Origin of the sequence: Leucobacter sp. BZR 635 (assembly GCF_048061935.2) — a bacterium.
Classification (GTDB): Bacteria; Actinomycetota; Actinomycetes; order Actinomycetales; family Microbacteriaceae; genus Leucobacter.
Window position 1 is genome coordinate 1 of sequence record NZ_JBLUNZ020000061.1, and the last position, 13347, is coordinate 13347.

14 protein-coding genes and 1 riboswitch are annotated in these 13347 nt (G+C 67.9%); of the genes, 11 read left to right on the forward strand and 3 right to left on the reverse strand.

What is annotated here, in order from left to right; translation table 11 throughout:
• Window positions 1-563: glycosyltransferase (locus ACI1US_RS12215; RefSeq protein ID WP_461640716.1), on the forward strand; the 563-nt coding region annotated here is incomplete at its 5' end.
• Between the two features lie 366 nt (window positions 564-929).
• Here ACI1US_RS12215 and ACI1US_RS12220 read toward each other — a convergent pair.
• Together ACI1US_RS12220 and ACI1US_RS12225 are read right to left on the reverse strand one after the other, a co-directional pair.
• Window positions 930-2384, reverse strand: coding sequence for a DEAD/DEAH box helicase (locus tag ACI1US_RS12220; protein ID WP_461640717.1), 1455 nt, complete (start codon window positions 2382-2384; stop codon window positions 930-932).
• A 289-nt stretch (window positions 2385-2673) separates the two neighbouring features.
• Entirely contained in the window at window positions 2674-3690 is a 1017-nt protein-coding gene (locus tag ACI1US_RS12225; RefSeq protein WP_416550157.1) for an NADP-dependent oxidoreductase, read from the reverse strand.
• A 138-nt stretch (window positions 3691-3828) separates the two neighbouring features.
• Window positions 3829-3936: riboswitch (TPP riboswitch) on the forward strand.
• On the opposite strand from ACI1US_RS12225, the gene ACI1US_RS12230 reads away from it, so the two are divergent.
• The 5 genes from ACI1US_RS12230 to ACI1US_RS12250 all read left to right on the forward strand — a co-directional run bounded on the left by ACI1US_RS12230 (window position 3930) and on the right by ACI1US_RS12250 (window position 8596).
• Entirely contained in the window at window positions 3930-4226 is a 297-nt protein-coding gene (locus tag ACI1US_RS12230; RefSeq protein WP_416550158.1) for a thiamine-binding protein, read from the forward strand. It overlaps the preceding riboswitch by 7 nt.
• Window positions 4227-4268: 42 nt before the next feature.
• Window positions 4269-5018, forward strand: a complete 750-nt coding sequence (locus ACI1US_RS12235) for an ABC transporter permease (protein WP_461640718.1) — start codon at window positions 4269-4271, stop codon at window positions 5016-5018.
• The gene (locus tag ACI1US_RS12240) at window positions 5015-6025 is read left to right on the forward strand and encodes an ABC transporter substrate-binding protein (RefSeq protein ID WP_416550160.1); all 1011 of its coding nucleotides are present in this window, start codon (window positions 5015-5017) and stop codon (window positions 6023-6025) included. Before ACI1US_RS12235 ends, ACI1US_RS12240 begins: the two co-directional genes overlap by 4 nt.
• Complete coding sequence (locus tag ACI1US_RS12245; RefSeq protein ID WP_416550161.1) at window positions 6003-6830, forward strand: ABC transporter ATP-binding protein; 828 nt, start codon at window positions 6003-6005, stop codon at window positions 6828-6830. The genes ACI1US_RS12240 and ACI1US_RS12245 overlap by 23 nt, the downstream gene beginning before the upstream one ends.
• A 71-nt stretch (window positions 6831-6901) precedes the next feature.
• A complete protein-coding gene (locus ACI1US_RS12250; RefSeq protein WP_416550162.1) occupies window positions 6902-8596 on the forward strand; it encodes an ABC-F family ATP-binding cassette domain-containing protein in 1695 nt (564 codons plus the stop codon).
• 51 nt (window positions 8597-8647) lie between these two features.
• Here the strand turns inward: ACI1US_RS12250 and ACI1US_RS12255 are convergent, their stop codons facing one another.
• The gene (locus ACI1US_RS12255; RefSeq protein ID WP_461640719.1) at window positions 8648-9499 is read right to left on the reverse strand and encodes a helix-turn-helix domain-containing protein; all 852 of its coding nucleotides are present in this window, start codon (window positions 9497-9499) and stop codon (window positions 8648-8650) included.
• 215 nt (window positions 9500-9714) lie between these two features.
• Here ACI1US_RS12255 and ACI1US_RS12260 point away from each other — a divergent pair, with 215 nt between their 5' ends.
• From ACI1US_RS12260 to ACI1US_RS12280, 5 genes are all read left to right on the forward strand, one after another.
• Window positions 9715-10182, forward strand: a complete 468-nt coding sequence (locus tag ACI1US_RS12260) for a hypothetical protein (RefSeq protein WP_461640720.1) — start codon at window positions 9715-9717, stop codon at window positions 10180-10182.
• Entirely contained in the window at window positions 10179-10412 is a 234-nt protein-coding gene (locus tag ACI1US_RS12265) for a hypothetical protein (protein WP_461640721.1), read from the forward strand. Before ACI1US_RS12260 ends, ACI1US_RS12265 begins: the two co-directional genes overlap by 4 nt.
• Before the next feature lie 251 nt (window positions 10413-10663).
• On the forward strand, window positions 10664-11593 hold the full coding sequence (locus tag ACI1US_RS12270) for a VOC family protein (RefSeq protein WP_461640722.1): 930 nt from the start codon (window positions 10664-10666) through the stop codon (window positions 11591-11593).
• Window positions 11594-11667: 74 nt separating this feature from the next.
• Window positions 11668-12138, forward strand: a complete 471-nt coding sequence (locus ACI1US_RS12275; RefSeq protein ID WP_461640723.1) for a MarR family winged helix-turn-helix transcriptional regulator — start codon at window positions 11668-11670, stop codon at window positions 12136-12138.
• Window positions 12139-12204: 66 nt separating this feature from the next.
• Window positions 12205-13263, forward strand: a complete 1059-nt coding sequence (locus tag ACI1US_RS12280) for a VOC family protein (RefSeq protein WP_461640724.1) — start codon at window positions 12205-12207, stop codon at window positions 13261-13263.
• Window positions 13264-13347 lie beyond the last annotated feature (84 nt).

Below are 13347 nucleotides of genomic sequence, written 5' to 3' on the forward strand. Positions count from 1 at the left end.
TCGTCGGACGGCTGCACCCGCTGAAGGGCTTCGACCTCGCGATTGCCGCGATGGGAGCAATCCCCGCGGAGCAGCGGCCGAGCCTGCGCATCATCGGGGCCTCGCCGCCCGACGGCGCCGACTATGTGCGCGGCCTGCACGAGCAGGCGGCACGGCTCGGGGTGCTCGGCACGACCTCCTTCGACGGAGCGCTGCCGCGCAATGAGCTCGCGCAGCGGATCCGGCGGGCCAGCCTCGTGCTGGTGCCCTCGCAGACCGAGACCTTCGGGCTCGTGGCGTTCGAAGCTGCCGCCTCGGGCGTTCCGGTCGTTGCACGCTCGGCCGGCGGTCTGCGCGAGGCGGTCATCGACGGCGAGACCGGCGTGCTCGTATCGGGCGACGACCCAGAAATCTGGGCGGCAGCAATGATGGAGCTACTCTCGGACCCGGCGCGTCTCGAGCGGATGGGGGCCGCGGCACGAGAACACGCCCTCAGCCGCAGTTGGGCGGCGTCGGCGCAGGAACTCGGAAGTGCCTACGCGGAGCTCCTTGACCGTGCCCTGCCGACGCCGAACACCCAGTAGCGCCAGAGCGGCGAGGGGCTCTTCACCATCGAAGGTGTAGATCTCAGCGCTGTGGAACGCTCACCTGCCATGGCCTCAGCGCTGTGGAATGCTCACCTGCCATGGCCTCAGCGCTGTGGAACGCTCACCTGCCATGACCTCAGCGAGGTCATGAGCTTTTTACCGCAAATCACTCCTGACTTCGCTGAGGTCATGTCTTGTGAGCGATTCGGGCCTGGCGCGCCGGTGCCTTGAAAGCCGCTTCGAGTAACCGGGTGCCGTGAGCTGCGCACCGGTCGCGGGCGCTTCGCGCCCTTGCCGCGCAGGGCGCAGAGGTCCGGGTCGTGTGCGTTTCGCAGCCCCCAGGTGTGTTTGTGAAGAGCCCGGTTAGCGGCCGCGGCGCTGACCGCCGCCGGCGGAACCGGCTCGCCCCTGGCCACCACGACGTCCGTTGCCGCCGGCCGGAGCAGCGCCCCGGCCGTCGCGCGCGCTGCGCTTCCGGTCCGAGCCGGCCGCCTGGCCGCGCCCACCCTCGGAGCGCCCACCCTCGGAGCGCCCGCTGTCGGTGCGGCGCTCGCCCGAACGCCCGCCCTGCGAACGCCCAACATTCGCGCGGCTGCGCTGCGGGCGATCCTGCGAGAAGACCGGCTTCACGATCTCGGCGACCTCACCGACGAGATCGACGACCACGGGCGACTCAGCGGTCACGGTTTGCGGGGTGACCTTGATGCCGGCCTTCCGCAGCAGCACCGCGGTGTCCTTGCGCTGCGTCGGCAACATGATCGTGACGACCTCGCCCTCCTTGCCGGCGCGGGCGGTGCGGCCCGAGCGGTGCAGATAGGCCTTGTGCTCGGCCGGCGGATCGACGTGGATGACGAGCTCGATGTCGTCGACGTGCACGCCGCGCGCTGCGACGTCAGTCGCGACGAGCACCTTCACGTCGCCCGCTGCGAACGATGCGAGGTTGCGGTCGCGGATGCCCTGCGAGAGGTTGCCGTGCAGGTCGACGGCGGGGATGCCGCCCTCGGTGAGCTCGCGCGCGAGTTTCTTCGCGTGGTGCTTCGTGCGCATGAACAGCACGCGGCGGCCGGTGCCCGAGGCGAGCTTGCGAACGAGGGCGCGCTTGCCGGCGGGGCTGTCGACCTCGAAGACGTGGTGGGTCATGGCCGCGACGGGGCTGTTCGCCTCGTCGACCGAGTGCGAGACCTCGTTGTGGAGGTAGCGGCGCACGAGCTTGTCGACGCCGTTATCGAGCGTCGCGCTGAACAGCAGACGCTGGCCCGACTGCGGCGTCTTATCCATGATGCGGGTGACGACGGGCAGGAAGCCGAGGTCGGCCATATGGTCGGCCTCGTCGAGCACGGTGATCTCGACGGCGTCGAGGTTCACGTGGCCCTGCTTCATGAGGTCTTCGAGGCGGCCGGGGCAGGCGACGACGATGTCGACGCCGTCCTTCAGTGCGTTCACCTGGCGGGTCTGATTGACGCCACCGAAGATCGTCGTGGTCTTCAGGTCGTAGCTCTTCGCGAGCGGCGTGATCACGGCGCTGATCTGGGTCGCGAGCTCGCGCGTGGGGGCGAGCACGAGCGCGAGCGGCCGGCCCGCGCGGCGCCTGCCGCCTGCGAGCGCGCCACCGAGGCGTGCGACCATCGGGATCGAGAACGCGAGCGTCTTGCCCGATCCGGTCTTCCCGCGGCCGAGCACGTCGCGCCCCGAGAGTGTGTCGGGGAGCGTGTCGATCTGGATCGGGAACGCCTCGGTCTTTCCCTCCGCCGCGAGCGTCGCGACGAGGGGAGCGGGCACGCCGAGCGCGCTGAAAGTGGTGGACTTCGTCTGGGTCATGTGGGTGTCAATGCCTTTCGGGCACAATCCACGGCCGTGCTCTGCGCCTCCGCGCTCACACGAGCGAATGAAGGCGGACATCGAGATCCGTGGTGCATGGCGAAGGTGGCGAGCGCCACTTCCGTTCGCCGGAGAAAGATCTCAATTCACACTCTCGTTCGAGTGAGACGAGTGAGCCCGTGTGCATCGGATGCCGACGCATTTCTGCGGGAGACCCGGGACCTGAGCAAGCGTTCTACGACGCAGGGAAACCCTTTGGGTTTCACAAGTACCGCCAGTCTAGCAGCCGCTACTCGGTCACACGCACGAGCATTTTGCCCATGTTCGCGCCCTGCATCATGGCGATGAAGGCGTCAATCGTGTGCTCGATGCCGTCGACCACGGTCTCGTCGTACGCGATCTTGCCCTCGCCGAACCAGCCCGTCATCCGCTCAGTGAACTCGGGGGCCTTGTCCCAGTGTGCGCCGACGGTGAAGCCCTGCATGGTGAGGGCGCGGGTGATCATATTCGCGAGGTTCGTCGGCCCCACCGGACGTTCTGTCGCGTTGTACGCGGCGATGGCACCGCAGAGCGCGAGCCGGCCGCCGTCGTTCATCGCGGCGAGGGCCGCTTCGAGGTGGTCGCCGCCCACGTTGTCGAAGAACACGTCAACGCCGTCGGGGGCAGCGTCGGCGAGCTGGCCGCGCACAGGCCCGTCCTTGTAGTTAAACGCCGCGTCGTACCCGTACTTCTCGGTGAGCAGCGCCACCTTCTCGGGAGATCCCGCCGACCCGATGACGCGCCCCGCGCCCAACTGCTTGGCGATCTGACCGGCTGCGGTGCCGACCGCGCCGGCAGCGCCCGAGATGAAGACCGTATCGCCCTCCTGAAGCCCCGCAATCGTCGTGAGCCCGACGTAGGCGGTGAGCCCGGTCATGCCGAGCATGTGCAGGCGCAGCGACAGCGGCAGGCCCGGAACCTCCGCGACCGGTCGGAAAGTCGATGCGTCGGCCTGGATCACGTCGGTCCAGCCGTGCTGGTGCAGCACCGCGGTGCCGACTGGCAGCTCCTCCGCGGCTGAGGCGACGACGCGGCCGACTGCCCCGCCCGCGATAACGTCACCGATTTGGTAGGGCGGCACATAGCTGCGCGCGTCGTTCATGCGGCCGCGCATGTACGGATCCACCGACACGAACTCGTTGCGCACGCGCACCTCACCCGGCGCGGGATCCCCATACGTCACCGTGACCGTCTCGAAATCCTCGTGCACGGGCCAGCCGATGGGCCTGCGGGCGAGGCGGATCTGGGTGCTGTTCTCGTGGGTCATGATGCTCCTTCGCTCGGGGATCTGGCAACTTCAGCATCTCCGACCATAACGGCTCGCACTGGGCGCGTGTCCAGTCTGGACGACACCCCGGCACTTGCCACAGCACCGTGGTTCAAAGCTATGCTGAGGGTTCCAGTACACATCCGCTGGGGGGGCCCGAAGGGGCTGAGATCCACTACTTGTTGTGGACCACTCCAGGAACCTGATCTCGTTCACACGAGCGGAGGGAAGCGGTCACTATGTTGATCCATGTTCACGTATCACCCACACCGATGGGCGACGAAAACGGACGCTACAGCTGCGTCGAAGGCGCGATCCGCGTCATTGAGCAGAGCGGCCTCGAGTACGAGGTCGGGGCGCTCGGCACCACCATCCAAGGGCCAGCCGAACAGCTCTGGCCACTCATGCGCGAGCTCCACGACGCCACCCTCGCGGCCGGCGCCGATCGCGTCATGACGCACATCCGGATCCTCGAAGCCAAGGACGACGTCATCGAGGCATCGATGAGCGACCTGGCTGCACGCATCACGCACTAACGCCCGGCCGCCGTGAGACTCCTCACACGGCAGATTCTCCCAGTGCTCCTCGCCGTGACCGGCGCGGTGCTGCTGTGGGCTCTGCTCGTGCGTGTCACCGACGTCCCCGCCTACCTCCTCCCATCGCCCGCAAGCGTGTGGCAGGCGGCGTGGGGCGACCGGGCGCTGCTCGGGATGCACCTGCTTGCCACTCTCCGGATCGCAGTCGCTGGCTTCGCGGCTGGTGCTCTGCTCGGCGTCGCCGTCGCGGTTGTGCTCGGGCTCTCAGGGACGCTGCGACGCGCCGTCGAACCGCTGCTCATCGCAAGCCAGGCGATCCCGCCGGTGATCTTCGCTCCGATCCTCATCGCCGCCCTCGGGTTTGGCGCGCTGCCGAAGATCCTCGTCGTCACGCTCGGTGCGTTCTTCCCGGTCGCGATCAGCGCGAGCGCCGCCATGCGCGACGCCGACCGCTACCTCGTCGACCTCATGGTCTCGATGGGAGCCTCCCGGCTCACGGTACTCAGACGCGTCAGGCTCCCCGGCAGCGTCCCAGCGATCGTCGCCGGGACAAAGGTTGCCGCGAGCTACGTCGTGTTCAGCGCCATCATCGCCGAGTGGATGGGATCCTCCATCGGGCTCGGCGTCTACCTGCAACGCTCGCAAGCGAGCTACCAGATGGATCAGCTCTTCGCCGCAGTCGGCGTCATCGCCGTGCTCGGCGTGCTGCTCTTCTGGCTCTCCACACTCATCGGGGAGCTCGCGCTCGCGCGGCCCCGATCCGCCCACATCAGAAAGACATCGCACCAATGACGCTTCGCACCTCACCCACCCGGACCGCCGGCCCCGCCACCGCGCTCGCCGCGGCCCTCCTCCTCACGGGCTGCGGGGCAGCCGACACCGACACGGATCTGCAGCCCGCAACGCTCATGCTCAACTGGACGCCGAACGCACACCACGCCGGCATCTACTACGCGCAAGAACACGGGCTGTACGAGGCCGCCGGAATCGATCTGCAGATCATCGAGCCCGGTGACGGGATTGGTGCCGAGGCCGCAGTCGCAGAAGGCCAGGTCGAGTTCGGCATCTCGCAGGCAGAATCAGTGCTGCCCGCCCGCGCCGCAGGCATGGACGTCGCGGCGATCGCGACGCTGCTGCCCGTGAACGACTCGGTGCTCATGGGGCTCCAGGGCTCGGGCCTCACCTTTGACGCAGGCTCGCTCGCTGGCCTCACCTACGGTGGCTACGGCGGTGCCCTCGAAACAGAGATCATGTCTGAACTCACGAGCTGCGGAGGCGGCAACCCCGACGACGTCGAGTTCATTGAGATCGGCAACGTCGACTACCTTGCCGGCCTCGAACAGGACCGTTTCGACGTGACCTGGGTCTTCGGCGGCTGGGACGCCCTGCGAGCGCAGACCGAACGCGACGACGTCGTCATCCTGTCGATGGCGGAGTACGAGAGCTGCATCCCGAACTGGTACACCCCGATCATCGTCGGCAGCCCGAAGCTGTTGGACCAGGATCCCGAGCTCGCGGAAGCGTTCCTTGCGGCGACAAGCAGCGGCTACGACGCGGTCGTGGCGGATCCTGCTGCGGGTGCCGCAGCGCTCCTCGCCGGAGCGCCGGAGCTCGAGGAAGGCCTCGTGGAGAGCGCCGTCGCCTACTACGCTCCCCGCTTCACCGAGCAGGGCAAGTTTGGTGAGATGGAAGAGCAGGTGTGGCAGCGCTTCACCGACTTCCTCGTGCAGGCCGAGATGCTCGACGACGCGAAGGCGCTCGACGGCGCCTGGACGAATGACTACCTCCCCGCACAGTAACGCGCACGCCGCGGCTGGTGCGGCTGGCGGTCACGCGGGACTTACCGTGACCGCCATCTCGCACGCCTTTCGAGCACCGGGCAGCGGACGGTTCAGCCGCCGTGGGGAGCTGCGACCGGTGCTCGCCGACGTCTCATTCGACGTTGCGCCCGGCACACTCACCGCACTCGTCGGTCCGAGTGGGTGCGGGAAGTCGACGCTGCTGCGCATCCTCGCTGGCCTCGCAGTGCCTGCGGAGGGGAGCGCGAGAATCGGAACGGTCGGCCTCGTCGGCACCCCAGGTGGGGTTGCCTACCACCCGCAGCGTGACGCCTTGCTGCCGTGGCTGCGCGCACTCGACAACGCGACGCTCGGAGCCGAAACCTGCGGGCGAGACCGTGCTGAGGCGCGCAGCGAGGCGTTGGCGCTCCTCGACCGGTTCGGGCTCGCGGGCCAGCAGGATGCGTGGCCCGACGAGCTCTCGGGCGGAATGCGTCAACGGGTTGCGCTCATGCGGACGTTCCTCATGCCGCAGCAGGTGCTCGCGCTCGACGAACCGCTCGGCGCGCTCGACGCACTCACGCGCAGACGACTGCAACGTTGGCTGCTCGAGATCGTCGCGGAGGACCGTCGGCCGACTCTCCTCGTCACCCACGACATAGACGAGGCGCTGCTGCTGGCCGACCAGATCCTCGTCTTCAGCGACCGGCCTGGCCGGATCGTGCACGTCGAGAACCGCCCGGCCCCGGCCGCCCGTCTCGAGGAACACGAGACGGGCGAGGACCGGGAGGCGGCTCGCGGGCTCCTCGCGGCGCTCAAGGAATAGCTCAACCTGTCACAACGACAACGGGGCCACGACCGTCGCCAGGCCGGCAAACTTTTCAATAGGCTGAGTGCATGACTGCAACTCTCGTCGCCCAGGATCTCGCCGGCGGCTACGCGCACCGCACACTGTTCGAGGGGCTCGACCTCACCGTCGCGCCCGGCGACGTGATCGGCGTCGTCGGCGTGAACGGGGCGGGCAAGTCGACGCTGCTGCGGATCCTCGCCGGGGAGCTATCGCCGCAGGCCGGCTCGCTCCACCTCGCGCCGCGCGACGCCTTTGTCGGCTGGCTGCCGCAGGAACACGAGCGCGTCGCCGGCGAGACCGTCGCGGAGTATGTCGCGCTGCGCACCGGCTGCGCGCAGGCGACGGCCGAGATGGACGCGGCGGCCGAGGCCCTCGGCAGTACTGAGGCGGTGCGGCCGGGGGATCCAGATCCCGCCGACACCTACTCCGTGGCGCTCGACCGCTGGCTCGCGAGCGGCGCGGCTGACCTCGAGGAGCGCCTGCCCGCGGTGCTCGCGGAGCTGGGGATCCGCACGGGCGAGGGATCCGGCACCCCCGGCCGCGCGACCGCCGTGACCGAGCAGACCCTCATGACCTCGCTCTCTGGCGGGCAGGCCGCGCGCGTGGGCCTCGCCGCGCTCCTGCTCTCGCGCTTCGACATCGTGCTGCTCGACGAGCCGACCAACGACCTCGACCTCGACGGTCTCGAGCGCCTCGAGAGCTTCGTGCAGGGGCTCCGCGGCGGCGTCGTGCTCGTGAGCCACGACCGCGAGTTTCTCGCGCGCTGCGTCACCCGCGTGCTCGAACTCGACCTCGCCCAGAACTCCAACCGCGTCTTCGGCGGCGGCTACGACGCCTACCTCGAGGAGCGCGCGATCGTGCGACAGCACAAGCGCGACGACTACGAGGAGTTCGCCGCGAAGAAGGCCGACCTCGTCGCGCGTGCACGCACGCAGCGCGAGTGGTCGAGCCAGGGTGTGCGCAACGCGATGAAGAAGAACCCGGATAACGACAAGATCCGCCGCGCAGCATCGACCGAATCGAGCGAGAAGCAGGCGCAGAAGGTGCGGCAGATGGAGAGCCGCATCAAGCGGCTCGACGAGGTCGAGGAGCCGCGCAAGGAGTGGCAGCTCGAGTTCACGATCGGCGAGGCTCCGCGGTCGAGCGCCGTCGTCGCGACCCTCAACGCCGCCGTCGTGCACCAGGGCAACTTCACGCTCGGGCCGGTCTCACTGCAGCTCAACGCGGGCGAACGCGTCGGCATCACCGGGCCGAACGGGGCCGGGAAATCAACGCTGCTCCGGCTGCTCTTCGGCAGGCAGCAGCCCGACGAGGGGAGCGCCGCGCTTGGCGCATCGGTCGCGATCGGCGAGATCGACCAGGCGCGCTCGCTGTTCGCAGGTGAGGATCCGCTCGCCGAAGCCTTCGAAACCCTCGTCCCCGAGATGACCGCGGCCGAGGTGCGCACGCTGCTGGCAAAGTTCGGGCTCAAGGCGGACCACGTGAGCAGGCCCTGCGGCGAACTCTCGCCGGGGGAGCGGACGCGCGCGGGCCTCGCGCTGCTGCAGGCGCGCGGCGTAAACGTGCTCGTGCTCGATGAGCCCACGAACCACCTCGACCTGCCGGCGATCGAGCAGCTCGAGCAGGCGCTCGAAAGCTACGAGGGTGCGCTCCTGCTCGTCACCCACGACCGTCGCATGCTCTCGACGGTGCGCCTTGACCGGCGCTGGCAGGTGTCCGGTGGGGTCGTAACAGAGCTCTAGACGCACGGGCCTCGGCGCAGAGGCTAGACGCGGTGGTATGGCGGCACAGCTCTAGACGCACATCGGTGGGCCGAGCTCTACTTCCTCCCCGTCCACCGTCATCGTTGCGATGCCGCAGACGCGCGCCTCAACGTTTGGTTCGATGAGCAGCGGGGTATAGAGCGAGTTCACGCTCTCGGCGGTGCGCTCTTGGCTGCGGCTGCTCTGCGGGTCGTCCTTCGGGTAGATGCGCATGGAGAGCGTGTTGCCGTCGGCCGATCCGTCGACGCGCGTGACCCGGCCCCACACGCCCATGCACGAGTTTGAATACAGCATCTCGATCTGCACGGCACCGTCGTGGCGCGGCCCGACATCGGCGATGACCCTGTCGTGGCGGCACTCGGTCTTCATCGGGTCGACGCCATCGACAGGATCGAGGTACTCATTGCCCGCGAGGGCGGGACGTTGGCTGCTCCAGTAGTTCTCGCGGCTCTGCAGCACGTTCCACCACACCAGGCTTGACGCTCCGACGGAGAGCACCGCGGTGGCGGCGAGCAGGGCAAGGATGCGGCCTGCGCGCCGCGGCCGGCCGCCGGCGACGTCGCCGAGGTCGACGCTTCCCGACTGGGGGAGCCCGGGAATGAGGGTCTGGCGGCGGGCCAACCACGCGTCGGCATCGGCGTTGAGTTCGGTCGTGAGTACGCGAACAGTTTTCTCTGTGGGGAGCCGCTTGCCCGAGAAAGCTTCAGAGAGCACGCTCTTTGAAATGCCTGTGCGCGACTCAAGGGCGAGCAGTGTCGGGTCACCCGCGGTGAGCTTGAGAGAACGGAGGTCAGCTGCGAAACGCTCGCGGGAATCCTGAACGTCCGCACCCGTAGGGGGACGTTCGGAAACGCCCTCGGAAGTCTCCACATTGATAGCCATACTCCTTATATACCGGGCTTTTGCGCCAGTAGCGAGGGTTCCCTGCACGAACATGGGCGAAGAGCTGTTCGGACTTTCCGTCCTGAGTCAGGAAACCCGGTGGTTGTTGAGGATGTTGCCTGTCGCGGAGCGCACATCAGACGTACAGAGGAAAGGCTGTTAAGATTTCGCAGATAGGGCCGAGCGTATCCGCTGCAGCACGACCAGGAGAGTCAATGGCTATCGCGAACACCGTAACCGAGAGCGCACCAGCGCACGTTGAGTCAGAAGCGACTCCGTCGGAAGTCTCCGCAGGGGCACCGCAGGAGATTCAGCGCTCCGCCGCAGACCGCTTTATGCGCAGCCTGCTGCGTGTCGAAGGGGCGAAGAAGACGCCCTTCATCAACCGCGATGCGCACCGCAACTTCCGCGTCGCCATCGTGATCTCGGGAATTCGCTGCCTCATCACGTACCTGCTCATCCCGATCCTCGTGCCCGTGCTCGGCTTTGCCGGCGTGCTTGCCGCTCCGCTGGGCATCGCGCTCTGCCTGGTCGCGGTCGTGAACGGCGTGGTGAGTGTTCGCCGGTTCTGGATCAGTGACCACCGAGGCAAATGGATGTACACCTGGTTCATCGTGTTTGTCTTTGCGATCCTTGCCGTCGCTATGTACTCCGATATCGCGAGCATTGTGAGCCCAGCATGACCCCCGCGCCCGACACCTCAAACGCCGTCGATAGCGACGCCCGCGACAGTGATGCCCTCGGGAACGGCGTCCTTGATAACAGCACCCTCGATAACGGCGTTCTCGATAGCGCTGCCGCGGAAGATGACGGCCCCGAGCACGTTCCCGCGAACGCGTGGGTGACGATGGGGATCTTTGCGGTCTTCGTGATCGCGTTCGGCACCTGCGCGTCGACCTTCATGTTCAACTAGCGCAGGCTCTCCGCCCGGGCCGCTGCCGATTCCGCGTTGCGGCAGTGCTCGTCCTGCTGCTCTGCCGCTCTGCCGCTCTGCCGCGCTGCCGCGCTGCCGCGCTGCCGCGCTCCTGACGCCGCACTGTCCTGGCGCCGCAGTTCTGTGCCAGGGGCGAATCTGTGTATCGAAAGGTTGTCGCAACAACTAAGTTGTGTAGAGTGAGTGCGGCAACGGCCGGATCGCTGCCGCAGAAACGCAAGGAGCACGCAATGACTCACCAACTGGCATCCGAAGTCCCCGACGAGCGCTTGCTCTCAGCGGGGCTCGCCATGGACGCGGTCACGCTTCGTGTCGGCGACCTCGAACTGATGAGTAGCTACTACGAGAACGCGCTCGCGCTCACGCCCCTCGAAGAGCGGTCCCGAGGCGCTCAGGTGCACCGGGTGCTCGGACGCGGGAGCGTGCCGATGGTGCGACTGATCCACACCCCCGACCTCCCCGCAGTCAACCCTCGCGCCGCGGGGCTCTTCCACACGGCGTTCCTCTTCGAAGACGCCGCGAGCCTTGCCGCGACGGTCTACCGCACGGCGAAAGACCCACGCAGCAGCTTCAGCGGATCGAGCGACCACCTCGTCAGCGAGGCCTTCTACTTCACCGACCCTGAGGGCAACGGGATCGAGCTCTACCGCGACCGGCCGCGCGACACCTGGCAGTACGACAACGGCCAGATTCGCATGGATACGCTCTATCTCGATCCGAATGCCTACCTCCAGGAGCACCTCGACGACGACACCCTTGCGGGGGTCTCGACGAAGCCGGGCAGCATCGGACACGTGCACCTGCAGGTGGGCAACGTGCAGCGTGCCCGCGAGTTCTACGTCGACGCGCTGGGCTTCGCCGCAACCGCGAGCGTCAACTCGAGCGCGCTGTTCGCATCAGCCGGCGGGTACCACCACCACGTGGCCATGAACACCTGGAACAGCCAGGGTGCCGGCCCGCGAGCGGCCTCGCGGGGCCTCGGAAGCGTCGCCGTGACGTTGCCCGGCAGAGCCGACCTCGACGCGCTCGGCGCGCGGCTCCGCGCCGGGGGCTTCGCCTTCGCCGACGACGGCCATTCGGTCGCCGTCGACGACCCGTGGGGCACACGCGTCACGCTGTCGATGCCGGGTACCGGCGCGACGGAACTCATCGACCGATAGCGGCAGTGGCGGGCGGGAATCGCTGATCCCCCCGCCCCCGCGGACGAAGCACTCAACAACGACGGAACGGACGAATGACCTACTCAGCTCCACGCATGAACCCGGCAGAATCGCGGGCATGGCTCGGCCTGGTGTCAGTCTCTCAGCTCCTCCCGCACGTGCTCGATACCCAACTGCTGCGCGACTCCGAGCTGACGCACTTCGAATTCACGGTGCTGTCGGCACTGTACGTCGCGCCGGATGCGACGGTGCGGATGTCGCAGCTCGCGGAGACCACCGCTGCGACGCTCCCGCGGCTCTCGCACGTGTGCACCCGCATGGAAAAGCGCGAGCTTCTGCAGCGCGTGCCCTGTGCGGACGATCGGCGGGCGACCGACATCCAGCTCACCTCGACGGGGCGGCGAGTCTTCATTCGTGCGATCCCGAACCACATCGAACTCGTGCGCGGCCTCGTCATCGAGGGGCTCAGCCCCGAGCAGCTCGAGGCGCTCGCCGATATCACCGAGACGATCAACGCGCGCCTCAGCGCGCACACGGGAACCTAAGCAGCCCCACCAAATTGCCCGGCCCACCCCGCCGGGAAACCCAGCTCCGCCCACAAGGAAGAAGAGATGAACCGCAACACCCCCTCACACTCGCAGGCGCAGACCCAGATCCAGACCCAGGCGCGAACGCGAAACCGCGTGCTCGCCATTATCGGCGGAATCCTGCTTGTGGCGCTCATCGCCGGAGCGGCCTGGTGGTTCACGAGCCGTGCAGCGGGCGCAGGCGGTGCTGAGTCGCAGGTTGACGCGAACGGTGTGCCCATGGAGCGGGCCGACGGGCTGCCGGCAAGCACGGCGATGGGCGTGAACGAACTGCGCGTGCGGGCCTTCGACGAGGTGGAGACGTTCTACCGGGAAGCGATCGGCCTGGCAGTGCTCGACGAAGCCGAAGGTGACGTGACCCTCGGCCTGGGCGACGAGCCGATCATCAGGCTCGTGCGCTCGGAGGAGCCGCTGCCCAGCCCGACCGATGCCGGGCTGTTCCACACCGCGATCCTCTTCCCTGACCAGGCGACGCTCGCGGCGACTCTGCTGCTCGCCGCGGAGCACGCCCCCGAGCTGTATCAGGGCTCGGCCGATCACCTCGTGAGTGAGGCGTTCTACTTCGCCGATCCAGAGGGGAACGGGGTCGAGCTGTATGTCGATCGATCGCGCGCTGAGTGGCAGTGGGATAACGGCTCAGTGCAGATGGATAGCCTGCCGCTCGACCCGAACGCGTTCATCGAGGAACACCTGGAGCCCGCGGATTCGGGCGAAGGCGCTGAGCGCGCGGCGATCGTCGGGCACGTACACCTGAAGGTGGGAGACCTCTCGCAGGCCCGCAAGTTCTATGCCGACACGCTCGGCTTCGACGTCGTCTCCGAAGACGAGGGCGCGCTGTTCTACTCCGCCGGTGGCTACCACCACCACCTCGCGACGAACACCTGGCAGACCGCGGGGGCCGGGCCACGCAGCACGGAGGTTGGGCTTGGCTCGGTCACGGTGGCGCTTCCCGATGCGGCTGCGGTTGACGCGGTGAGCGAGCGGCTTGAACGCGCTGGAGTCGCCTTCGACAGGGTCGAGCGCGGCGTGGTCGCGGCGGATCCGTGGGGCAACAAGATCCGCCTCATCGCCGCCGCGGACTAGCCCCGACGCGCTCAGGCCTAGCCCGACGAGCCGCGGCTCTGGAGTTCCGCCCGCGCCCGCGATCCTCCCCGCCCCGAGTTTTCT